This is a genomic window from uncultured Halopseudomonas sp., from assembly GCF_963977355.1.
In the GTDB taxonomy this organism is placed as follows: Bacteria; Pseudomonadota; Gammaproteobacteria; order Pseudomonadales; family Pseudomonadaceae; genus Halopseudomonas.
In genome coordinates, this window is record NZ_CAXBOV010000002.1 from 154640 (window position 1) to 176077 (window position 21438).

Genomic DNA, 21438 nt, shown 5'->3' on the forward strand with positions numbered 1-21438 from the left:
TTCTTCGTTGGACATAATGAACATGTCGCTCATGATCTTTTGCTTATCTTGGCACTCACGCCTTCCAGTGTGGCGAATGAGATGTCCTTGGCAGTCAGGAGAAAGTCCTGCAGGTAGGACATTTCCAGCATGTCTTCCCGCACTGCGGCATACAGGGTGCCGAACAAACCTTCCTGTCCCAGGGGTCTGGCACTAACGTAGCCCCGCTGCAGATATTCGGCCATTGCCCAGTTGGGCAGACAGCAGACCCCCCGACCCGAGGCGACCAGCTGCATCATCATCACGGTGAGTTCAGCGTTACGGATAGCCGCGGGCTCGACCCCGGCGGGGTCGAGGAACTGGGTGAATATGTCCAGCCGATCACGATCTACCGGATAACAGATCAGCGTTTCATTACTCAGGTCCGCGGCTTCTACGTGGTTGCGGTTGATCAGCGGGTGCTGGTTGCTGATTGCCAGCATGGCCTCATAGGCAAACAGCGGTACGTAGCTTATACCGGGAATATCCTGCGGGTCGGAGGTGACGACCAGGTCCAGTTCGCCTCGGGCCAGTGCAGGCAGCGGGGCAAAAAAGAAACCTGAGGCAAAATCCACCTCTACCTCCGGCCAGGCATTGCGGAACTGATCGATGGTAGGCATCAGCCATTGAAAGCAGCTATGACATTCGATGGCCATATGCAGGCGTCCGGCCTGGCCCCCGGCAAGGCGTTGCAGGTCGCGCTCGGCCTGGCGCAATTGTGGCAGTACGTTGTCCGCCAGGCGGAGCAGCCGCAGCCCGGCGCTGGTAAAGCGGACCGGTTTGCTCTTGCGCGTAAACAGGGGTAGGCCCAGACGCTCCTCCAGATCCTTTATCTGGTGCGAGAGAGCGGACTGGGTCAGATGCAGGCGCTCTGCCGCCTCAACCAGACTTTCGGCTTCACGCAAGGTGGCCAGTGTGCGCAAGTGGCGTATTTCAAGCATAAGCTGATTCTCAAACATGAGCGAAATCGAAGTTTAGCATTAACAGGATGAGTTTGATTCAATTCCTGCCGAGGCAGACCATAGCATCCACGAATCGAACATGATGGAGAGCGTTATGGCACTGGCACACAATCTGGGATTCCCTCGTATCGGACGAGACCGTGAACTTAAAAAGGCCCTGGAGGCATTCTGGTCTGGACAGATACAGCAGGAAGAACTGCTTCAAACCGGCCGTGAACTAAGGGCGCGGCACTGGCAGTTGCAGAGTGAGGCGGGATTGGCACTGTTACCGGCGGGTGACTTTGCCTGGTACGACCAGGTACTTACTCACAGCCTGATGGTGGGTGCTGTGCCGGAACGTTTTGCCACTGATGCCCCACCGGATCTGGATACTCTGTTTCGCATGGCCCGCGGCGTTAGCGGCAGCGGTAAGCAGACCTTTGCCTGCGAGATGACCAAGTGGTTTGATACCAATTATCATTACCTGGTTCCGGAATTTATCTGCGGCCAGACCTTCAGCCTGCAGTGGACTCAGTTGTTCGATGAGGTCGACGAAGCCATTGCGCTGGGTCATCGGGTCAAGCCGGTGGTACTAGGACCGCTCAGTTATTTGTGGCTGGGCAAGACCAAGGGCGAGGCATTCGACAAGCTGGAACTGCTCGAGGCGCTGCTGCCAGTGTATGTAGAAATTTTCAACCGCCTGGCAGATCAAGGTGTCGAGTGGGTACAGATAGATGAGCCAGCGCTGGTGCTGGATCTGCCGGCGGATTGGAAAGCTGCATTCGAGAGCGTCTATAACCGCTTGCAATATGCCCCGCTGAAAAAGTTGCTGACTACCTACTTCGGCGGTCTGGAAGATAACCTGGGGCTGGCCTGCAGCTTGCCGGTTGATGGCTTGCATGTGGACCTGGTGCGTGCGCCTGAACAATTGCCCTATTTACTCGACCGGTTACCCACCTACAAGGTGCTGTCCTTGGGCGTTGTTAACGGACGCAACATCTGGCGCTGTGATCTGGAGGGCGCGCTAGCTCTTTTGCGCCAGGCGCAGGAGCGTTGGGGGGAGCTACTCTGGGTTGCACCAAGTTGTTCATTGCTGCATAGCCCTGTTGATCTGCAGCGGGAGGACAGTCTGGATGATGAGTTGTTCAGCTGGATGGCGTTTGCCTCGCAAAAGGTAACAGAGCTTGCGCTTCTGGCTCGGGCCCTGAATATTCCGGACGCCGAGGATGTTCGTCACGCCCTGGCGGAATCTGCGGCCGTGCAGCGAGGGCGGCAAACATCGCGGCGCATTCATAACCCCTCAGTAGGAGAGAGACTCAGCCGTGTGGGTGCCCAACATAGCCAGCGTGCCACGCCATACGAGGGTCGGGCTGCCGTGCAGCAGCAACGGTTGGCGTTGCCGGCCTGGCCGACGACAACTATTGGATCTTTTCCACAGACAAGCGATATTCGCGTCAGCCGCCAGGCGTTCAAGCAGGGCTGTATCAACGCAGAGCAATACACCGCCGATATGCGCGCAGAAATAGCCAGCGTCATTCGCGAGCAGGAATCGTTGGGTCTGGATGTGCTCGTGCATGGCGAGGCAGAGCGTAATGACATGGTCGAGTATTTTGGCGAGCAACTTAGCGGATATGCCTTTTCCCGCTTTGGATGGGTGCAGAGCTACGGTTCACGATGCGTAAAGCCACCGATTATCTATGGCGATATAAGTCGGCCTGCGCCGATGACTGTGCAGTGGGCCAGCTATGCCCAGAGTCTGACGGACAAATCGGTCAAGGGTATGTTGACCGGTCCGGTGACCATGTTGATGTGGTCGTTTCCCCGCGAGGATGTCAGCCGTGAACTGAGCGCCCGGCAATTGGCATTGGCGATTCGTGACGAGGTAGTGGACCTGGAGCGGGCGGGTATCGCGATCATCCAGATCGACGAGCCTGCGTTTCGTGAAGGTTTGCCGCTGCGAGCTGCTGACCAGCCACGGTATCTGAACTGGGCTGCGGAGGTCTTTCGACTCAGCGCCAGCGGGGTGGCGGATACGACCCAGATTCATACCCACATGTGCTACAGCGAGTTCAACGGCATTCTCGATTCCATTGCTGACATGGACGCAGATGTGATCACCATCGAGACGTCGCGTTCGGACATGGAGCTGCTTGAGGCTTTCTCCGGGTATGCCTATCCCAATGCAATCGGGCCGGGTGTATATGACATCCATTCGCCGCGGATTCCTGAAGTGGCTGAAGTGGTAAGGCTACTGCGCAAGGCGGCGCGGGTCATACCGGCTGAGCGCTTGTGGGTGAATCCCGATTGCGGACTCAAGACCCGTGGCTGGCCTGAAACACAGGCTGCGCTGCAAGCGATGGTTGAGGCGGCCCGTCAGTTGCGGGAGAGCGATCCGGTAACTTTGGCTGACCCCCGGTCGCAAACAGTGGCCAAGCAGCTGGCGTAGGCTGCCGGGAAGCCTGTAAAGTGGCGGCCGGTCATTTTGCTGGAGCCTTACATGCGCGAGTTGTTGTTGCACTGCCGTCCCGGATTCGAGGGCGAAACGGCTGCTGAGATGCAGGAGCTATCGGGTGCCAAGGGCATAGCTGGCTATGCGGTTACCAAGGACAACTCCGCGCTGGTGCGCTTCGTCTGTCCTCAGGAAGGAGACGCCGAACGGCTGATGACCAAACTGCGTTTCCGCGAGCTGATTTTTGCTCGCCAGTGGGCCCTGGGCGAGTGGCTGGATGTACCGGTGGAAGATCGTATTTCACCTATTATTACGGCCTGCTCGAAAGGGCCCATTGCTTCCTGTGTCTGGCTGGAAACAGCCGACACCAACGACGGCAAGGCAATGGCAGCGCTGACCAAGAAGCTGTCACGGCCACTGGAAACCGCGCTGACCAAGACCCGTTTTGTGCGCCCGGCCAAAACTGATGCGCCGCGCCTGCACCTGTGCTTTGAAAGCGGCCAGCGAGTCTTTGTGGGCTGGTCCTGGGCTAACAATGCGGCGCCATGGCCGATGGGTATTCCGCGCCTGAAAGTACCCCGCGATGCGCCTAGCCGGTCTACCCTCAAGCTTGAGGAAGCCTGGCATCATTTTGTTCCGCGTGACGAATGGGATAGCCGCATGGCGCCGGGCATGACCGCCGTTGATCTGGGCGCTGCGCCCGGTGGCTGGACGTGGCAACTGGTCAACCGGCACATGAACGTGATTGCAGTGGACAACGGGCCCATGGCCCCCAGTCTGATGGACAGTGGTCAGGTCGAGCATGTGCAGGCTGACGGCTATCTATTCAAGCCAAAGAAAACAGTGCATTGGATGGTCTGCGATATCGTTGACAAGCCGGCACGCTCCAGTGCCCTGTTGGGTCGCTGGATCGGGCGCGGCTGGTGTCGGGAAGCGATCATCAACTTCAAGCTGCCGATGAAGCAGCGTTACCAGGAAGTCATGCAGTGCATGGAGCATGTGCAAGCCGACCTGGACGCTGCCGGTATCAAGGCGTCAATCGCCTGCAAGCAACTCTACAGCGATCGTGAAGAAGTCACCTGTCACGTGCGGGTTTTGCACGCGGGCAGTTTCAAGATTCAGACTTTAGGCTGAGCTATTACAGAGGCTCCAGCAAGGTTACCCGTTCTTCCTTCTCCAGCATGGGCGCGAAGGCGCTGATGCTGTCGAAGCGTGCCTGGGAGTTTTCCCAACGCTCCCAGGAGTGGCGATTTTGCCAGGTGACCATGACGATGCGATGGTTCGGGCGTTCCAGATCGCGGAATGACTCGCCGGAAATAAAGCCGGGAGACTGGATCGCCTGTTGAATAACTTTGCGGGCGGCTTCTTCGTAAGGCTGTTCGAGACCTTCGGCAATTACGCGTTCGATCAGTACTTTGATCATCAAATATTCCTTGATACGAGTGTCAATGGCACCTTGGTTGGCGCTTCTGTCATATGTTTGGCTCTATAGTTTCGACGCTCCCGGCGTCGCTGGCAAGGGGCCGCGCTTTTGCGGATAATGGTTTTTTATCCGGCAGGCTGATCATGAACGACGTAATTTCCCCCAGACAACTCGATACCCGCGGACTGATGTGTCCCGAACCGGTCATGTTGCTACATAACGCGGTGCGCGACATCAATGCTGGTGATCTCCTTGAGGTGCTTGCTACGGATCCCTCAACTCAGCGTGATATTCCCAGGTTCTGCAGCTTTCTTGGTCACGAACTGGTCGAAACAGATGAGGCGGAAGGTATTTTCCGGTATCTGATTCGCAAGCAGACCTCAGCCCTCAGCGGTTGATTGCCATCCGGATTGGCCCGGCCGCATCTGGCAGGCGCCCAATACCTCTTGCCAGGCTTCACTGTGAGCTGTGAGCTGACGCTGATACCTCAGCCACAAGGCATTATCCTCACCGGCCAGTGATCCCAGATAGTTGGCGGTGGCAGGGGGGATAGCCGGCACTGCTTTCAACTGCGAGATGTTTTGTTGCCAGGGTTGGCCAAGGCGCTGTATTTGCGCCATGTAGGGCTGAATCTCTCCAGCGTAGAATAAAACGAATACGTTAAGCAGGATGCGCGAGCGCGAGGTTGGTTGGCCCATTGGGCATAGCTGGCGGGCTGCGGAGCTGCTGAGCATGTTGGTCGCTTGCTCCAATGTGTGGGTCATTCGACTCAGGCTATGGATCAGTTGGCTGCTGCGCTCGCTCTGATGGAGTGACTGAAAGTGAGCTTCCAGTTCGGGCAGCGGGGGCGGGAGCTGATCGGGCAGACCCAGACCGGTGTCAGCCAGTTCTGAAAGTGCCAGGGCGCCGCGGCGATCCTCCAGGGCCTGCTCCTGAACAGGCAAGGGCTCCGCGGCAAACCTCAGGTAATACTCGAACTCTTCGCTGGCATTCAAGGCATTCCAGAACACCGCCGGTAACTGGGCGCGCTTGTCCGCCGCCAACTGTTCCAGTTCAGCGATCAGATCCTCGCGGTCGGGATCATCTGAAAGGATGACCGCACAGTCCTCGATGGCGCGGATCAATTCACCTTCGAATGCCAAACGGTGGGACCAGGGCATGACTTTGCCGAGAATGCTGTTGCGTTCACTGACTCTCTGCTGGAGCGGCTTGCAACGCCGCGTGTCGACCAGCAGTTTGATCAGGCTGATACGCATGGGCTCGATGTCGATCAGCCTCTCGCGGCGCTCGGGCAAGCGATATTTGCTCAATTCCTCGACGTTGTATTCCTGATGATCCTGATCCAGCACACGGCCCAGGCGCTCCAGATAATTGTCCATTTGCCGTGCGGCAGGCGGAGAGCGCTCGCAACCGGCAAGCAGAAGGCTTATGCCAATGAGTATCAGCAACTTACGCATCGAGGTTCCTCGAATTGGGATGATGCGAGTATGGCACGCCGCGCCGGGCGCAATTGCAGCGACCCGTTACCGAAGTTTTCCGGCACTGCCCCAGGGTTGGTGGCGCTTGCGCGCAGCGCTGACCCAATAAAGGCGTAGTGAGAGAAAGATGGCGGCCGCCGTGAGGCCGATAATCAGACCCTGCCAAAAGCCGACTGGGCCGCGGGCGGGGCCGACCATGTCGGTCAGGCCCAGTATGTAACTACTCGGTAGACCGATCGCCCAATAGGCAGTCATGGTCAGCACCATCGGCAGGCGCGTGTCCTGGTAGCCACGCAGGGCGCCTGCGCACGCGACCTGAATCGCATCAGAAAACTGATAAAGCGCTGCGTAGAAAAATAGCTGCGTGGCCAACGCGATAACCTGGGGGTTGTCGGTGTACATCAAGGGTATCCATTGCGCCAGACCAAGCATGATCGAGGCGGCAATGATCGCGAAAAACAGGGCGACCCCGAGCCCCATCTTGGCTGCAAAAAGACCTGCCCGGGCGCCGTTCAGGCCCAGGTTGTGGCCTACCCGAACGGTTATTGCGAGCCCCAGACTGAAGGGCACCATGAAGGTCAGGGATGAGAAATTCATGGCAATCTGGTGTCCGGCAACAACGATGGCTCCCAGACCGCCGATCAGCAGGGCGATGACACAGAACATGCTGGTTTCGGCAAACAGGGCCATGCCAATCGGTAGTCCCAGGCCCAGCAGGTGGCGCTGCACAGACCAGCTGGGCCATTCGAAATGACTGAACAGGCCGGTCACGCGATACAGCTCCGAGCGCTTGAGATAGACCACCATACAGCCCAGCATGAACCACATCACCAGGGCGGTTGCGACGCCGCAACCCACTGCGCCCATTGCCGGCAATCCCAGCTTCCCGTAAACCAGAACATAGTTGGCCGGTACGTTCAGTGCCAGTCCCAGAAAGCCGATCAGCATGGTGGGCTTGGTTTGTGACATGCCGTCGGTTAACCCGCGCAGGGCCTGGAACAGCGCCACAGCGGGGAAGCCGATAGCTACAGCGATGAGATAGTCGACGGTGATCGGGATCAGCTGGGGCTCGACCTCCATCCAATGCATGATGGGTTCAACCGAGCTCAGAAACACGGCGCTAAGACAGCCGATAGTCAGGCCGAGCCACGCGCCCTGACGCACCAGGCTGCCAGCGTCACTCAGACGGCCACTACCGTTGGCGGCCGCCACCTTGGAAGTAACAATCATCAGCACGCCGGTGAGAAACAGGAAGGTGGGCACCCAGAACGCGTTACCCAGGGCCACGGCTGCGAGATCGACGGCGCTGACTCGTCCGGCCATCGCGGCGTCGACAAAACCGAGCAGTGTATGCGACATCTGGGCGGCGATGATCGGCAACGCCAGCCAGATCAGGGAGCGCAATTCTGTTACACTGCGGCGCCTGTAGGTGCCGGATTCGCTGGAGGTCATAGCCGGTTAGTCCGAAGAAAAGCGCCCCATCCTAACAACTTGCCGACCATTGTCCAGCCGACCATGACACACGATTGCCAGGATCTGATCCGCCTCTTCGAAGCCTGTTTTGCCAGTGACTACAACACCATTCTGGTGGGTGGTGCAGCAGAGCCTGAATACGTGCCAGCCGATGCCATGCATCCGCAGCACCGGATCTTTTTTACCCGTGATTATTTCCGTAGCGCGTTGCACGAGGTTGCTCACTGGTGCGTTGCCGGCGCTGAGCGCCGTTTGCTCGCGGATTTTGGATACTGGTACGCGCCCGATGGCCGTAACACCGAACAGCAGCGGGCCTTCGAGCAGGTGGAGGTCAAGCCCCAGGCCCTTGAGCAGCTTTTCTGCGAAGCTGTGGGACACCGGTTCAGCGTCAGTCTGGATAATCTGGGTGGTGAGCCAACTGACCCCATACCCTTCCAGAGTCAGGTGCATCAGCAGGCGCTGGCATACCTCGCCAGCGGGCTGGCAGAGCGCCCGTCTCGCTTTGTTAACGCTCTGCTCGCACATTATCGCCCCGGGCAGACATTGCGCCGACCCCAGCTGGAAGCGGTTTGAGCGTAGAGGGGTGCCTGGGCGAAGCAACAATAACTGTTGTTGATCGTCACTACTGTCTAGAATGTTTCTTCTATCTCCCAGGCCGGGTTCCTTTTTTCAGGAGAAGTAATGAACTACCGCTCCTATGAATGGAGGATCATCACCTGCCTGATCCTGCTATTGATGTTTATCCAGGTTGGTGGCTACTGGGTAGTGGTTCAATCCAATCGAACCATTGCCGCTACCACGCTAGACGATGAGCTGCGCATCGGCGCTCAGGTGATCAATCGTCTGCTCACCTTGCGCCACGATCGCCTGGATCAGGCAGCCAGTGTTATTGCCCGCGATTTCGGTTTGCGTGAGGCCCTTGCCTCCGGCGATCTGCCGACCATACGCTCGATGCTCGACAATCACGGCAAGCGGATGAATGCCTCCCTGATGATTCTCAGCGACCTTGCCCATCAGCCGATCACCCTTCTGGCACCAGGTGGCGGGCCTGTTCCAACAGAGGTCGATGCCGCTGCGCTTCTTGGGGCCAGTCAAGGGGCGCAGATCGCCCGTCTTGCAGTCGGCCACGACCAGATATACCAGTTGGTCAGTACGCCAATAATGTCGCCCGATCTGGCTGGTTGGTTAACGATGGGTTTCTTGCTGGATGAAACATTGCTGAGTGATCTCGGCGAGCTCAATGGAATTGAAGTCAGTGTGTTATCGCGCACCAGAGACGGCATGTGGGGTGGTCTTTCGAGCACTCTAAACGATGCGGTATTCAGAGAACTTGAGCTGGAAGCACAGGCTATTGGCGGCTGGCAACTTGAGACGCAAACCGGCCGATTCCAGATGCTCAGTATTCCACTGGATGCCGAGGATGCACCGGAGCTAGTCATGGTGCTTGGGCTATCGCTGGAGGAGGCGCTGGTTTCCTACAAAAAGATGGAGACTGTGATTCTGATCATGCTCGTGATCGGTCTTCTGCTTTCAGCGCTTGCTGTTTATTACGTTACTCGCAACATGGTCGGACCACTCAACAGAATGGCTCACCTGGATAGTCTCACCGGTCTGGCAAACCGACGACTGCTTGGCCTGGCCATGCAGCGCGCCGAGGCTGAGCGGCTTCGAATGGGTACGCCCTATGCCTTATTCATGCTTGATCTGAACAAGTTCAAAGCGTTGAACGATACTCATGGCCATGCCGTGGGCGACCAGGTCCTGAAAACGGTAGCCCAGCGGCTGCTGGCGACCCTGCGCAGCACCGATACGGTGGCGCGCCAGGGCGGCGACGAGTTTGTCATCTTGCTGCCCGGCGCAACTGAGAACCATATTCGGCAAATGGCAGAAAAGGTAGTCAGTGTGCTGACCCAGCCTGTCGAGATTGGCAATCAGGTCATAACCGTTGGAGTCAGTCTGGGTGTTGCCGTCGCAGACGTGAGCAACACGTTGGCCCCCGAACAACTGCTTAATATTGCCGACAAGGCGCTTTATCGAGCCAAAGCCGGCAGCTCCGATTACGTTCTCGCCAGCAGCTTTGCGCATGATGCCCCCGCACCGCGGGAAGATGGCTGAGGCTCAGCCCTCGGCCCCAGGTCTGCTGCATGTTATCTTTGGCCGTTGCCAGAACACCTGATATTGCTCCCGAAATCATGGACTGCACGCATGCGAATTGTCGCCGACGAAAATATCCCTCTGCTTGATGCCTTTTTCGGTACTTTCGGCACCATCAGCCGGATGCCTGGAAGAAACATAGATCGTGCTGTGTTGGCTGACGCTGACGTATTGCTGGTGCGCTCGGTTACACAGGTGACAGCACAGCTATTGTCTGAAACGCCGGTGCGCTTTGTTGGTACCTGTACGATCGGTACTGATCATCTTGATCTCCACGGGCTGCAGCGGGCCGGCGTCACCGTGGCCAGTGCCCCTGGTTGCAATGCAAGGGGTGTGGTGGAGTATGTGCTCAGTTGCCTGCTGACCCTGGCAGAACGCAGTGGCGAACACTGGCAAAACAGGACAGTAGGGGTAGTTGGTCTTGGACAGGTTGGCGGCCGCCTGGTGCGTACGCTGGAAGCTTTGGGTGTGCGCTGTCTGCGCTGTGACCCACCACTAGCGGATCAGGGTGAAACGGGACTGAACACGCTTGATGAGCTGATCGCCGAGGCTGATGTGATCACTTGCCATGTGCCCCTTATCCGCGAGGGCGAACATCCCACTTTCCATCTCTTGGATCAGTCCCGCTTGCAGGGACTGCGTGCGGGTGCCTGGCTGATCAACAGCAGCCGCGGCCCGGTGATCGACAACCAGGCTTTGGCTACCGTGTTGGCAGAGAGGCCGGATCTTCAGGTGGCACTGGATGTCTGGGAGCACGAGCCGGATGCGGACCCAGTCCTGGCGCGCCTGTGCGCCCTGGTAACCCCGCATGTTGCAGGCTACAGCCTTGACGGCAAGCTGCGCGGTACCGAACAAATCTACCAGGCTTTGTGTAACTACCTGGGTCGCACAGCCAGTATCTCATTACAGGCGCTCGCGCCCTCTGCGGGGAAGGCAAGTATTCAGTTCTCCCCGGAGACGCCTGCCGACTGGTTACTTGCACGGGCTTTGCGCTGGGTCTATGACGTGCGGGACGACGATGCTCGAATGCGCCAGATGCTTGAAAGCTCAGAGAGTCCGGCCCAGCGTCGCGCCGGATTTGATGCCCTGCGCAAGGGCTACCCTTTGCGCCGGGAGGCGGCGCTTATAGATCTGGTGGGTACGAGGCATGAGGCGACAGAGTCACTCCTGCGTGCAGCGGGGTTCAACACTCCATGACAGGTATCACCGGACAGCGCTTTCGTATTGGCTTGATCATCAATCCCCTGGCGGGGCTTGGTGGCCAGGCTGCTCTCAAGGGTTCCGACGACGTGGCTGAACAGGCGCTGGCGATGGGGGTCAAGCCCCTGGCCAATGAGCGTGTACGCAAGGCCCTCGAAGTGGTTCTGCCCTATGCCGAGCGTATCGAGCTGCTTGTTGCTCCCGGCCCTATGGGTGCGGACCTGGCAGCGGAGCTGGGCTTTACGCATCAGGTTGTCGGAGAACTGGATGCCCAGCGTACCTGCGCCCAGGACACCTGTAGGCTAGCTGCCGAACTGGTCAGTCAGGGTGTGGATTTATTGTTGTTCGCCGGTGGCGACGGGACCGCTCGGGATATTTGCAGCAGCATCAAGGCTGGTCAACTGGTGCTGGGCATACCGGCGGGGGTGAAGATTCATTCGGGTGTCTATGCGGTCAATCCGCGCGCGGCGGGTGAGCTTGTTTCCTTGTTAGTCCGGGGTGAGCTGGTTCGTCTGGGTGAGGCGGAAGTACGCGATATTGACGAGGATGCCTTTCGCCAGGGTAAGGTTCGCACCCGGCACTTCGGTGAACTGGCGATTCCAGAGGAAGGGCGATTTGTTCAGCAGGTAAAGCAGAGCGGCCGAGAGACCGAAACGCTGGTACTTGACGATATCGCCGGCTGGCTTCAGGAAGAAGACCCGCAGATCGGCTGGATCATGGGTCCGGGCTCAACCAGTCTGGGCCTTCTGGAGGCAATGGGCCTGGAAGGTACTCTGCTCGGTGTGGATGTGCTGCGTGACGGCCAACTACTTGCCTTGGATGCAACCGAAAAACAGCTCTGGAAGTTGCTGGAAGAGGGTGGCGAATGGCGCATCCTGGTTACTGCCATTGGCGGTCAGGGGCATATTCTCGGGCGCGGAAATCAGCAAATATCACCTCGCGTTGTTCGGGCCGTAGGCACGGACAACCTGCTGGTTGTCGCAACCAAGACAAAACTCAAAACCCTGGCCGGCAGACCCTTTCTGCTCGACAGCGGCGACGCGGATCTGGATCAGGAGCTCACTGGGCTGAGGCGAGTACTCAGTGGGTATCGGGAGGAGATGCTCTATCCGGCTAGTTGGAGGGCTGAATAGGGCTCGATGCTTGACGCTGCAAAAGAAAAAAGCCCGCAGAGCTTGATCAACTCTGCGGGCTTTACTACCTCTTTTCGAGCTTGAAATCCGCCGCTTGTTTTAGCGAAAGCCTGCGGTTTTCAGCGCTGCGATACGCTCTTCCAGCGGCGGGTGAGTCATGAAGAGAGCTGCCAGACCCTTGCGCAGGCCACCGTTGATGCCAAATGCAGTCATTTCTCCGGGTAACTCGACCTCTACGCCTTGCTCGGAACGCAGGTGCTCAAGCGCCGCGATCATGTTTCCTGCGCCGGCCAACTGGGCAGCTGCTGCGTCGGCACGGAACTCCCTTTGACGCGAAAACCACATCACAATGGTGCTGGCCAGAATGCCCAGGATGATCTCGGCAAAAATCGTCGCAATGATATAGCCGAATCCGGGACCGCTCTCGTTCTTGAAGATGACTCGATCCACAAAGCTGCCGATGATGCGTGCGAAGAACATCACGAAGGTGTTCACCACGCCCTGAATCAGCGTCAGCGTGACCATGTCTCCGTTAGCCACGTGACCGATTTCGTGGGCCATCACGGCCTTCACTTCGTTGGGGCTGAAACGCTGCAGCATGCCCTCAGAAACCGCTACAAGAGAGGAGTTGCGATTCCAGCCAGTAGCAAAGGCGTTTGGCGCACGGGACGGAAAAATAGCTACTTCGGGCATGCCGATATTGGCCTGCTTGGCCAGCGCGGCGACGGTATCGACCAGCCACTGCTCCTGGCGATTCTGCGGCGTTTCGATGACACGGGCGCCTGTGCCGCGCTTGGCCATCCATTTGGATAGAAACAGGGATACAAAGGCGCCGCCAAAGCCGAACAGGGCGCAAAAAATGAGCATCCCGGTCAGATTGATGCCACCGGCAGCGTTCGTTGTGCCAATGCCCAGCAAGCTGAGCGTAACGCTGGCTACCAGCAAAATAGCCATGTTGGTGGCCAGGAAAAGAACAATGCGCATCATGAACTGGAGTCTCCTCAAAGGGTCAAACGGGTTTTCGCCTTCGTCTTCCCACGACGGCAATAACCCAGAAAATAGAGCGATAATAATGGGTGTTTTCTGGCGGCTTTCAATAGGGCGTCTGTTGCAAATCGTGTTACTACAAAAAGCACTGATTCCCGCGCTAGACGGGATTTCTGATGGGGCCCTTTGCGGGCGATCGAAGGAAGCAAAGATGGGCGGCCTCTGCCACACGAATCGATGAGCCGCTTGCCCGTGCATCGCGTAGCTGCTGCGCCAATGTTGCCCGTTGACGGGCTATGCTGGCTGGCAGGCTGGAGTCAAGCATCTCCTCGGCCGGGCTGCTCAGCAATACAAAGGCCCGCTCTGTTAGACAGCACTGGTCGATTGCTTCCTGACGAATGACGTCGGAGTATCGTAGAAAGCCTTCGTCTGCCAACCAGAGCATCGCACTGAAGCAGGCGAGATGGCGTGGCGCCGGAACGCCAAAGGCGTCCGGTTCATGCTCGCCAATCAGGTCTGCGACGAACAGTGTAGTTAGCCGAGGAAAACTGTTGTAGAGCCCCAATAGAATGCCGGCGACGTCGTGATAAAAGTCATCGATATGCAGGTCTGCCATAGGGGTCTCCACTCTTCGCGGCGTTTTACTGCCGATAATGCTTGAGGAACTTGCCGATCCGCCCGATAGCCATTTCCAGATCGTCCTTGCGGGGCAGTGAGACGATGCGGAAGTGATCCGGCCAGGGCCAGTTGAAGGCGGTACCTTGAACGACGAGGATCTTTTCCTGCAAGAGCAGATCCAGCACCATCTTCTCATCGTTGTGGATCGGATAAACCTTGGGATCCAGTTTCGGGAACAGATAAAGCGCGCCCTGAGGCTTGGTGCAGCTGACGCCAGGAATCTCGTTGAGTAGTTCCCAGGCAATGTCGCGCTGCTCCAGCAGTCGTCCGCCGGGCAGGATCAGATCGTTGATGCTCTGGTAGCCGCCCAGTGCCGTTTGGATCGCATGCTGTGCCGGGACGTTGGCGCACAACCGCATGGAAGCCAGAATATCCAGACCCTCGATGTAGCTCTGGGCCTTGTGCTTGGGACCGCTGATAATCAGCCAGCCGGAGCGGAACCCTGCGATACGATAAGACTTGGAAAGACCATTGAAGGTTAAACAGAACAGGTCCGGAGCAACCGCGGCTATGGAGTCGTGCTCAACACCGTCATAGAGAATCTTGTCGTAGATCTCATCGGCGAACATGATCAGATCGTTTTCACGCGCCACCTGGGCCAGCTGTTCGAGCATGTCTCGGGAATACACCGCGCCGGTCGGGTTGTTCGGGTTAATGACGACGATCGCGCGGGTATTGGGCGTGATCTTGCTGCGAATGTCATCTATGTCCGGATACCAGTCCGCCTGCTCATCGCACAGGTAGTGAACTGCCTTGCCGCCCGAGAGGCTTACCGCGGCGGTCCAGAGCGGATAATCGGGTGCCGGAATCAATACTTCGTCACCATTATTGAGCAGCGCTTGCATCGCCATCACGATAAGCTCTGAAACACCATTGCCCAGGTAGATATCCTCAATGTTCACGTTGGGGATATTCTTGGTCTGGGTGTAATGCATCACCGCCTTGCGCGCGGAAAACAGGCCCTTGGAATCGCTGTAACCCTGTGCAGTAGACAGGTTGAGGATAACGTCCTGGAGGATTTCCTCCGGCGCCTCGAAGCCGAACGGTGCAGGATTGCCGATGTTCAGTTTGAGAATCCGGTGGCCTTCTTCTTCAAGGCGCTTGGCGTGGCGCAGAACGGGCCCGCGGATGTCGTAACAGACATTGGCCAACTTGTGCGATTTGCTAACCTGCATGGTGCTTTCCTGGGGCTGTGCGAATGGGCGTAAAACCCTCATCATACGTTGTGCGGCCCTGACTGGGAAAGTCCGTTATTGACCTCCAGAGGAGTAGACATGAACAAGATCACCAAGAGCGAACAGGCATGGCGCGAGCAACTCGACGCTGAGCAATATCAGGTATGCAGGCTCAAGGGTACTGAACGGCCGTTTACCGGCGCGTATTATGCCAATACTACGCCGGGGCGTTATCACTGCATCGCCTGTGATGCGGAGCTGTTCGATACCGAAACCCAGTTTGACGCTGGCTGCGGATGGCCCAGCTACTACGCTCCCGTGAGTGAAGAAGTGGTAACAGAGGTGGAGGATTTCAGTCACGGCATGCACCGTACCGAGGTGCTCTGCAGTCGTTGCGATTCTCACCTGGGACATGTGTTTCCTGACGGCCCACCGCCTACCGGCCTGCGTTACTGCATCAATTCCGTTGCTCTCAGGCTCGAGCCCCGCACCTGAGCACGCCATCCAGAATTCTGACAGGAGAGCCAACCATGACCGATACATCGAGCCCTGACCAATCCGAGAATGTGCTGCAGATCCCCGTTACCACTATCGATAACCGAGAGATAACCCTTGGCGAGCTGAATGCAAAGGCCTATCTGGTGGTCAATACGGCCAGCAAATGTGGCTTTACGCCCCAATACAAGGGGCTGGAGGCGCTATGGCAGAGTTACCATGAAAAGGGTCTGCAGGTTGCGGGGTTTCCGTGTAATCAGTTTGGTGGGCAGGAGCCGGGTGATGAAGAGCAGATTGCGGCATTCTGCGAGACACACTACGGCGTCAGCTTCCCCATGTTTGCCAAGGTCGAGGTCAATGGCAGCGATGCCCATCCGCTGTTCAAGAAACTCAAGTCGGATGCACCCGGTCTGCTGGGTAGCAAAGGCATCAAGTGGAACTTCACCAAGTTTCTGGTTGATGGTCAGGGCAAGATCATTGGCCGCTATGCGCCATCGACTTCGCCTGCGGACATGGCCAAGGATATCGAGTCTCTGCTTGGTTGAGTGAGATGCCTGTTCCGCGGTTGTCTTGAGAGATCAGTCTACCGCGGGAGGCTCCAACCATTTGATCATCAGCGCTTGCAGATCTTCGCGCTTGAACGGTTTGGCCAGATAGTCGTTCATGCCGGCTTCCTCACAGCGTTGCCGGTCCTCATGCAGTGCATTGGCGGTCAGGGCGATAATAGGGATGGACTGCCAACGCGGGTCGGCGCGCATGCGTCGGCTGGTTTCATAGCCGTCCATCACCGGCATGTTGCAGTCCATCAATACCAGATCGAATTCCTCTCGCTCCAGACGGGCCAGGGCGGCTTCGCCCTGTTCCGCGATCTCTACCTCGTAGCCCAGGCGGGTGAGCATTCCGCGGGCTACCAGCTGGTTAACGCTGTTGTCTTCCACCAGCAGGATGCGCTGTCCGGTAGGCCGGGACTGGCTGGATTGAGTCTCCTGCTCCTGATTGGTAATACCCATGCAGCGATCAATCGCGCGCGCCAGTCGCACGCGTGATGGAGGGCTGGCGACCTGTTCGCAGATCCCCAGCGCCTGACTTGCCTCGACGCTGATCTGCTCCGAATAGGGGCAGACCAGGAGCCGGGGCAGGCTCGGCTGCTGATTGACCAGAGAGCGTGCCAGGTCCGGATCATCCAGGAGCCAAAGGTCCGCATCACCGGTCTGCTCGCCTGGTTGTGTCTGGTCTGAATACTTTCGCAAGGAGCAGTCGATCTTCCAGTGACGCAGTAACTCCAGAAGCACTTGGCCTTGCAGGCGACCTTCGCGGCTCCAGATCACTATGCGGCAGCGTCTGGGATAATCGTAGCTGGCTTCCTGCTGATGCAGGGTGATAGGCAGGGTGACGGTAAAGGTACTGCCCTCTGCGTAGCGAGACTCGACCTCCAGTTTGCCGTGCATGGCTTCGGTCATGCTCTTGCACAGTGCCAATCCCAGACCGGTGCCTCCGAAACGACGGGATATTTGCGCATCAGCCTGGGTAAAGGGCGAAAAAATGCTCGTCAATGATTCCTGGGCAATTCCGATCCCTGTGTCGCGAACGGTGATGCGTATCTGGTGACCGTTCGAGAGCGTGGGCTCGAGGTCTAGCCGCAGGTTTACATGTCCCTGTTCGGTGAATTTCAAGGCGTTGGACAGCAGGTTGCTGACAATCTGTCTTATCCGCGTCGGGTCACCCTGGACCAGGCCAGGCAACAGTGGATCTATCCGGCAGGTGAGTTCGACCTCCTGTTTACCAGCGTTCTGGGATAGAAGGCTGGCGGTGTCTTCCAGCAGTGCACCCAGATCGAAGGGTATCTGTTCAAGTTGCAGTTTGCCGGCCTCGAACTTGGACAGGTCGAGGATATCGTTGAGTAGCTCTACCAGCACCTTGCCGGAATCGTAGGCGATAGTCAGTTGTTGACGCTGCTCGTTGCTCAGCGGACTGTCGAGTGTCAGCCCGATCATACCGAGCAGCCCGTTGATCGGAGTGCGGATCTCATGACTCATGCTGGCCAGGAAAGAGGAGCGGGCCCGTGCCATGCTCAGGGCCTCTTCGCGTGAGCTCTCCAGGTCGCGGTTGGACCGGCGCAGTTGCGCGTTGGTTTCCTGCAGCTCGGTGGTACGGGCCTCGACGATGATTTCCAGTTCTTCGAGGTACTGACGCAACCGCTCCTCGGCGCGCAATTTCTGACGCATATTGACGTCGATACTTTGTAGCTGGCGGTTGATCACCTCTACCAGCGCACCAATTTCGTCGCGTTCATGATGGGCAGGGCAGGGTAGTCGGCTACGGTCGTCATCGCCGGTTTTCATGTTGAGCAGGTCATCGATCAGGCGCACCAGCGGCTTGGTCAACATGCCGTAAAACAGCACCATCAGCACCAGTGAGAGGATCAGGCTCAGAATGAACCCCGAGAGCATGGTGAGCCCGGCGCGGCCCAGGAAGTTGGCACCCTGATGAAAGGTGTCGACCTCAATGACCAGATAGCCAAGCAGCTCATTGGGTGAATGGACTACATAGAGGGGTTGCGAGTAGGTCCGACGGCGGTCGAACAGGGCATCGCTGACGGGCCGATAGGGGCTGCTGGCCATAGGTCGGCTGACGCTGGCCAGGGCGATCGCGTTATTGTCGATAATCTCGGCACGTACCACTGGAGGGGCTTTAAGCAGGCCGTTGACCAGTTCCAGGGCTAGTTCGGTGTCGATGTTGTAGGCGATACGTGAGGCCGGCCCAAGACTCACGTTAATCTGAGCACGAACTTCCTCGTCGATAGCTGCGTTTTGCGCCCGATAGTCAACTACTACCTGTACCAGGCCCAGCAGAGTGCCGAGGATAAAGGCAGCCAATACCCCGAGGCGTGTCTGTTTGAAGGAGAGGCGGTCGGTAAAGCGGATGTTCATTAGCGTCCTGCCGCTGTCGTCTGCCGTTAATGGTAGCCCAACTCTGGCTGGAGAGTCCGCTCCATGCGTGGCATTCTGCGATTATTTGGAGATCAGTATGTCAGAAATTACCCCGCAGCAATTCATGCAGCGCATTCTAGGGCTGGTTGATCGGTTGGAGTCTAGTGCCAACCAAGCCCATCAGCCAATCGACTGGGACACCGTAACCGCGGCGAGCTGGGTGTCGCAGGGAGATTCTGGCTGGCTACGGCCGCTGGTTGCCAGTCAGGATATGTGTCTTGCCGACCTGTTGGGGGTGGATCGTCAGAAGGCTTTGCTGGAGGCCAATACCAGACAGTTCGTTCGCGGTGTTCCGGCCAACAATGCGTTGCTCTGGGGCGCTCGAGGGACTGGAAAATCTTCCCTGATTCGCGCGCTGTTGGCCGAGCACGCGCATGAGGGGCTGCGTCTTATTGAAATCGACAAAGGAGATCTGCTGCACCTGCCGGCCCTGGTTCGAGAGATCGCTGATAAGCCCTGGCGGTTTCTGCTTTTTTGCGACGATCTGGCATTCGAGGCAGATGACAGTGCCTACAAGTCTTTGAAAACCGTGCTTGATGGCACCGTTGAAGCTGCGCCTGACAACCTGTTGCTCTATGCCACATCCAACCGACGCCATCTGTTGCCCGAACAGCGCAGCGACAATCTCGGTGCGAGCATGGTCGATGGAGAGCTGCATCCGGGTGAGGCGATTGAGGAGAAGATTGCACTGTCCGACCGATTTGGTCTTTGGGTATCTTTCTACCCGTTTACCCAGGAACATTATCTGCAGGTGGCGCAACATTGGTTACAGGTGTTGGCCAATGAGCATGAGCTGGACTGGCAGTGGTCCGACGCCCTCCAGCAACAGGCTCTGCGTTGGGCGTTGTCGCGTGGTAACCGCAACGGCCGCTGCGCCTATCAGTTTGCCAGGTCCTGGGTTGGCAGCCAGTTGCTGGATCAGCAGCGCTAGCGGTTACCGACCTTGGCTATCATCTGGTGCTCTGCGGGAAGTAGGCTGCTCAGGCTTGAACGGGCAGTCATTCTGGCCAGCAGAGACGAGAGGCAGGGCCAGCGATCCTCATCAATCAACTCCCCAACATGGGCCATATTGATCAGTTGAGAGGTGACGGCTATATCCGCCATGCTCATGCGCTCGCCGAGGAAGAATGCCTTGCCGTTCAACTCCCCGTTGAGGTAATCGAGTAGCGGTGGCAGGTGATCACTCAGGGCCGTGGCCACAGCCTGTTCATTGCTCTTGTTGCCTTTGAGGGGCTCAAGGAATCGCTCGGCAAACACGGTAAAGGTAGCGTAGGGTGCCAATTCGTAATCGGCATATTTCTCCAGCCAGCGAACCCGTGCGGCCTGCGCCGGGGTTTCACCGTATAAAGAGGTTCCGCCGTAAGCATCCTGCAGGTATTGCGCGATCACTGCCGAGTCGGCCAGCTTCAGGTCACCGTCCTGGATGGCCGGGATGCGACCCATGGGACTGATATCGAAATACCAGGCGGGCTGGCGGAACGGCGCGACTACAACGTGCTCGTGCGCAATGCCTTGCTCGGCAAGCTGCATGCGAATCTTGCGCACATAGGGAGACAGTATTGCACCGTAAAGGGTAAGGGCCATGGGTGGGTTTCCAGAGAAAAACGGGGCCTTTGCAGGCCCCGGTGATTATTCAGTTGGTATGGATCAATCGTCGTAGACCGCTTTCTTTTTCCACTCTTCGTCGTCATTTTCAAGCTCCTGCAGTCCGGCGCTAAGCTCGCTGGACTCTGCTCCGGCTGCCCGCTCGATGCGCACCGTTGCCTCGGAGGCCTGCTTGAGCAACTCCTTGAAGCGCAGTATCTGAGCGGCCAAGGCGGGATCATTCTGCTGGTGCAGGTAGGCAATAGCGCGCTCGTATTGCAATTTGGCAACACGCGGCTTGCCTTGACGCATGCCCTGGCGGGCCAGTACTTCAAATACTTCAAGGGAAGTGGCGAGCAGATGCTGTTTAATCTGGTTTGACCATTGTTGCAGGGTAAGTTGATCAACCATTCCTTCTTTCTTCGACTGCTTCAGCAGGTTGTGCAGATTCTCGAGCATCAGGCGCGCTTCCTTGGCCTGAATATCACTCTCAATTTTGACTGGGGGATTATCTACGCTGACTTCAGGCTTCTTCAGCTCCTGGCGCGCACTGTCGAGCATCTGTTTGGCACGCTCGTCCTTGCGGTCAAGTCTAATGAGTTTTTCCAACAGACTGACTTCTATATTGGTGAGCAGGACCTTGAGTTCGGGGCTCATGAACTGACCGGGAAGTTGCGCGTTGATGGTGCGGCATACTTTCAGTCGTGAACCCAGTTCAGCGACAGCACGGGCGCGTTCAATACGTGCTCGCTCGAGTCCGTGACTGATAAAACCAATGCTTAGCAGGATGAGTACGCCGCCCGCTACGAGCAAACCTATGACTAACGGAGACATGATCAATCTCTCTTCTTGGATATTGGCACTGGGCATATTGCCAGTGGTGCCCCGGAGTTACCCGTGCCTGGGCTTGCCGGTCGGTTTTGCAGCTCTTTCCCTAGACTGCCTGCAAATTTAATTAAAAATCAACAATAACCTAATAGTGTCTCAGGGTCATCAAGCTGCCGCTAACTTGCAACAAGATTTTTCACTATCTGGTTGTTTGGGGCTGAAGGACAGGTTGATTGGCCCAGAAGGAAATAAACCGGAAAAAGATGGACTTAGGGGTTGACGATAAATCGGTGCATGCCTAAAATGCGCGCCACTTGCAGCGAACATTGTTCAGCAGGTTAGCCAGGATCAAGGTCCTGGTTATGAAAGACCGGGTAATGTCCCCTTCGTCTAGTGGCCTAGGACACCGCCCTTTCACGGCGGTAACAGGGG

At 57.5% G+C, this 21438-nt stretch carries 20 protein-coding genes; 10 read left to right on the forward strand and 10 right to left on the reverse strand.

Annotated features, from left to right (window positions below; all coding sequences use genetic code 11):
• Positions 1-29 precede the first annotated feature (29 nt).
• Positions 30-959, reverse strand: a complete 930-nt coding sequence (locus AAC076_RS01720) for a LysR family transcriptional regulator (RefSeq protein WP_339842650.1) — start codon at positions 957-959, stop codon at positions 30-32.
• Between the two features lie 115 nt (positions 960-1074).
• On the opposite strand from AAC076_RS01720, the gene metE reads away from it, so the two are divergent.
• The gene (gene metE / locus AAC076_RS01725) at positions 1075-3405 is read left to right on the forward strand and encodes a 5-methyltetrahydropteroyltriglutamate--homocysteine S-methyltransferase (RefSeq protein ID WP_339842625.1); all 2331 of its coding nucleotides are present in this window, start codon (positions 1075-1077) and stop codon (positions 3403-3405) included.
• Between the two features lie 51 nt (positions 3406-3456).
• Positions 3457-4542, forward strand: a complete 1086-nt coding sequence (gene rlmM, locus AAC076_RS01730; protein WP_339842626.1) for a 23S rRNA (cytidine(2498)-2'-O)-methyltransferase RlmM — start codon at positions 3457-3459, stop codon at positions 4540-4542.
• A 4-nt stretch (positions 4543-4546) separates the two neighbouring features.
• Here rlmM and AAC076_RS01735 read toward each other — a convergent pair whose 3' ends face one another.
• The gene (locus AAC076_RS01735) at positions 4547-4831 is read right to left on the reverse strand and encodes an antibiotic biosynthesis monooxygenase (RefSeq protein ID WP_339842627.1); all 285 of its coding nucleotides are present in this window, start codon (positions 4829-4831) and stop codon (positions 4547-4549) included.
• Between the two features lie 143 nt (positions 4832-4974).
• On the opposite strand from AAC076_RS01735, the gene tusA reads away from it, so the two are divergent.
• Positions 4975-5229: a sulfurtransferase TusA gene (gene tusA, locus AAC076_RS01740; protein ID WP_339842628.1), complete on the forward strand. Its 255-nt coding sequence runs from the start codon at positions 4975-4977 to the stop codon at positions 5227-5229.
• Here the strand turns inward: tusA and AAC076_RS01745 are convergent.
• Entirely contained in the window at positions 5212-6288 is a 1077-nt protein-coding gene (locus AAC076_RS01745) for a DUF3080 family protein (RefSeq protein WP_339842629.1), read from the reverse strand. The genes tusA and AAC076_RS01745 overlap by 18 nt on opposite strands.
• A 66-nt stretch (positions 6289-6354) precedes the next feature.
• Entirely contained in the window at positions 6355-7761 is a 1407-nt protein-coding gene (locus AAC076_RS01750; RefSeq protein ID WP_339842630.1) for an MATE family efflux transporter, read from the reverse strand.
• A gap of 63 nt (positions 7762-7824) precedes the next feature.
• Here AAC076_RS01750 and AAC076_RS01755 point away from each other — a divergent pair, with 63 nt between their 5' ends.
• The 4 genes from AAC076_RS01755 (at position 7825) to AAC076_RS01770 (ending at position 12269) form a co-directional block, all read left to right on the forward strand.
• Positions 7825-8355, forward strand: a complete 531-nt coding sequence (locus AAC076_RS01755) for an elongation factor P hydroxylase (RefSeq protein ID WP_339842631.1) — start codon at positions 7825-7827, stop codon at positions 8353-8355.
• Positions 8356-8463: 108 nt separating this feature from the next.
• Entirely contained in the window at positions 8464-9897 is a 1434-nt protein-coding gene (locus AAC076_RS01760) for a diguanylate cyclase (RefSeq protein ID WP_339842632.1), read from the forward strand.
• A gap of 90 nt (positions 9898-9987) precedes the next feature.
• Positions 9988-11133, forward strand: a complete 1146-nt coding sequence (gene pdxB / locus AAC076_RS01765) for a 4-phosphoerythronate dehydrogenase PdxB (protein ID WP_339842633.1) — start codon at positions 9988-9990, stop codon at positions 11131-11133.
• On the forward strand, positions 11130-12269 hold the full coding sequence (locus AAC076_RS01770; RefSeq protein WP_339842634.1) for an ATP-NAD kinase family protein: 1140 nt from the start codon (positions 11130-11132) through the stop codon (positions 12267-12269). The genes pdxB and AAC076_RS01770 overlap by 4 nt, the downstream gene beginning before the upstream one ends.
• 99 nt (positions 12270-12368) lie before the next feature.
• Here the strand turns inward: AAC076_RS01770 and htpX are convergent, their stop codons facing one another.
• From htpX to AAC076_RS01785, 3 genes are all read right to left on the reverse strand, one after another.
• Complete coding sequence (gene htpX, locus AAC076_RS01775) at positions 12369-13256, reverse strand: protease HtpX (protein WP_339842635.1); 888 nt, start codon at positions 13254-13256, stop codon at positions 12369-12371.
• Between the two features lie 160 nt (positions 13257-13416).
• Positions 13417-13872 carry a hypothetical protein gene (locus tag AAC076_RS01780; RefSeq protein WP_339842636.1) on the reverse strand — a complete coding sequence of 152 codons (456 nt, stop codon included), beginning with the start codon at positions 13870-13872 and terminating at the stop codon, positions 13417-13419.
• A 25-nt stretch (positions 13873-13897) separates the two neighbouring features.
• On the reverse strand, positions 13898-15109 hold the full coding sequence (locus AAC076_RS01785) for a pyridoxal phosphate-dependent aminotransferase (RefSeq protein ID WP_339842637.1): 1212 nt from the start codon (positions 15107-15109) through the stop codon (positions 13898-13900).
• 99 nt (positions 15110-15208) lie between these two features.
• Here AAC076_RS01785 and msrB point away from each other — a divergent pair, with 99 nt between their 5' ends.
• A complete protein-coding gene (msrB, locus tag AAC076_RS01790; protein ID WP_339842638.1) occupies positions 15209-15604 on the forward strand; it encodes a peptide-methionine (R)-S-oxide reductase MsrB in 396 nt (131 codons plus the stop codon).
• Between the two features lie 35 nt (positions 15605-15639).
• The gene (locus tag AAC076_RS01795) at positions 15640-16149 is read left to right on the forward strand and encodes a glutathione peroxidase (protein ID WP_339842639.1); all 510 of its coding nucleotides are present in this window, start codon (positions 15640-15642) and stop codon (positions 16147-16149) included.
• 33 nt (positions 16150-16182) lie between these two features.
• On the opposite strand, the gene AAC076_RS01800 is transcribed toward AAC076_RS01795, so the two are convergent.
• Positions 16183-18534, reverse strand: coding sequence for an ATP-binding protein (locus AAC076_RS01800; RefSeq protein WP_339842640.1), 2352 nt, complete (start codon positions 18532-18534; stop codon positions 16183-16185).
• A 124-nt stretch (positions 18535-18658) separates the two neighbouring features.
• Between AAC076_RS01800 and AAC076_RS01805 the strand changes: the two genes are divergently transcribed.
• Positions 18659-19525: an ATP-binding protein gene (locus tag AAC076_RS01805; RefSeq protein ID WP_339842651.1), complete on the forward strand. Its 867-nt coding sequence runs from the start codon at positions 18659-18661 to the stop codon at positions 19523-19525.
• Here AAC076_RS01805 and AAC076_RS01810 read toward each other — a convergent pair.
• Together AAC076_RS01810 and AAC076_RS01815 are read right to left on the reverse strand one after the other, a co-directional pair.
• Positions 19522-20178 (reverse strand): glutathione S-transferase family protein, encoded by a 657-nt coding sequence (locus tag AAC076_RS01810; protein WP_339842642.1) that lies wholly within the window; start codon positions 20176-20178, stop codon positions 19522-19524. The two genes, AAC076_RS01805 and AAC076_RS01810, sit on opposite strands and share 4 nt — an antisense overlap.
• A gap of 63 nt (positions 20179-20241) precedes the next feature.
• Positions 20242-21012 (reverse strand): hypothetical protein, encoded by a 771-nt coding sequence (locus AAC076_RS01815; protein ID WP_339842643.1) that lies wholly within the window; start codon positions 21010-21012, stop codon positions 20242-20244.
• Between the last annotated feature and the right edge of the window lie 426 nt (positions 21013-21438).

Bases quoted from the DNA above. Each gene is read 5' to 3' on its own strand.
- AAC076_RS01720 (WP_339842650.1), bottom strand. From the start codon at position 959: ATGCTTGAAATACGCCACTTGCGCACACTGGCCACCTTGCGTGAAGCC.
- metE (WP_339842625.1), top strand. From the start codon at position 1,075: ATGGCACTGGCACACAATCTGGGATTCCCTCGTATCGGACGAGACCGT.
- rlmM (WP_339842626.1), top strand. From the start codon at position 3,457: ATGCGCGAGTTGTTGTTGCACTGCCGTCCCGGATTCGAGGGCGAAACG.
- AAC076_RS01735 (WP_339842627.1), bottom strand. From the start codon at position 4,831: ATGATCAAAGTACTGATCGAACGCGTAATTGCCGAAGGTCTCGAACAG.
- tusA (WP_339842628.1), top strand. From the start codon at position 4,975: ATGAACGACGTAATTTCCCCCAGACAACTCGATACCCGCGGACTGATG.
- AAC076_RS01745 (WP_339842629.1), bottom strand. From the start codon at position 6,288: ATGCGTAAGTTGCTGATACTCATTGGCATAAGCCTTCTGCTTGCCGGT.
- AAC076_RS01750 (WP_339842630.1), bottom strand. From the start codon at position 7,761: ATGACCTCCAGCGAATCCGGCACCTACAGGCGCCGCAGTGTAACAGAA.
- AAC076_RS01755 (WP_339842631.1), top strand. From the start codon at position 7,825: ATGACACACGATTGCCAGGATCTGATCCGCCTCTTCGAAGCCTGTTTT.
- AAC076_RS01760 (WP_339842632.1), top strand. From the start codon at position 8,464: ATGAACTACCGCTCCTATGAATGGAGGATCATCACCTGCCTGATCCTG.
- pdxB (WP_339842633.1), top strand. From the start codon at position 9,988: ATGCGAATTGTCGCCGACGAAAATATCCCTCTGCTTGATGCCTTTTTC.
- AAC076_RS01770 (WP_339842634.1), top strand. From the start codon at position 11,130: ATGACAGGTATCACCGGACAGCGCTTTCGTATTGGCTTGATCATCAAT.
- htpX (WP_339842635.1), bottom strand. From the start codon at position 13,256: ATGATGCGCATTGTTCTTTTCCTGGCCACCAACATGGCTATTTTGCTG.
- AAC076_RS01780 (WP_339842636.1), bottom strand. From the start codon at position 13,872: ATGGCAGACCTGCATATCGATGACTTTTATCACGACGTCGCCGGCATT.
- AAC076_RS01785 (WP_339842637.1), bottom strand. From the start codon at position 15,109: ATGCAGGTTAGCAAATCGCACAAGTTGGCCAATGTCTGTTACGACATC.
- msrB (WP_339842638.1), top strand. From the start codon at position 15,209: ATGAACAAGATCACCAAGAGCGAACAGGCATGGCGCGAGCAACTCGAC.
- AAC076_RS01795 (WP_339842639.1), top strand. From the start codon at position 15,640: ATGACCGATACATCGAGCCCTGACCAATCCGAGAATGTGCTGCAGATC.
- AAC076_RS01800 (WP_339842640.1), bottom strand. From the start codon at position 18,534: ATGAACATCCGCTTTACCGACCGCCTCTCCTTCAAACAGACACGCCTC.
- AAC076_RS01805 (WP_339842651.1), top strand. From the start codon at position 18,659: ATGCAGCGCATTCTAGGGCTGGTTGATCGGTTGGAGTCTAGTGCCAAC.
- AAC076_RS01810 (WP_339842642.1), bottom strand. From the start codon at position 20,178: ATGGCCCTTACCCTTTACGGTGCAATACTGTCTCCCTATGTGCGCAAG.
- AAC076_RS01815 (WP_339842643.1), bottom strand. From the start codon at position 21,012: ATGTCTCCGTTAGTCATAGGTTTGCTCGTAGCGGGCGGCGTACTCATC.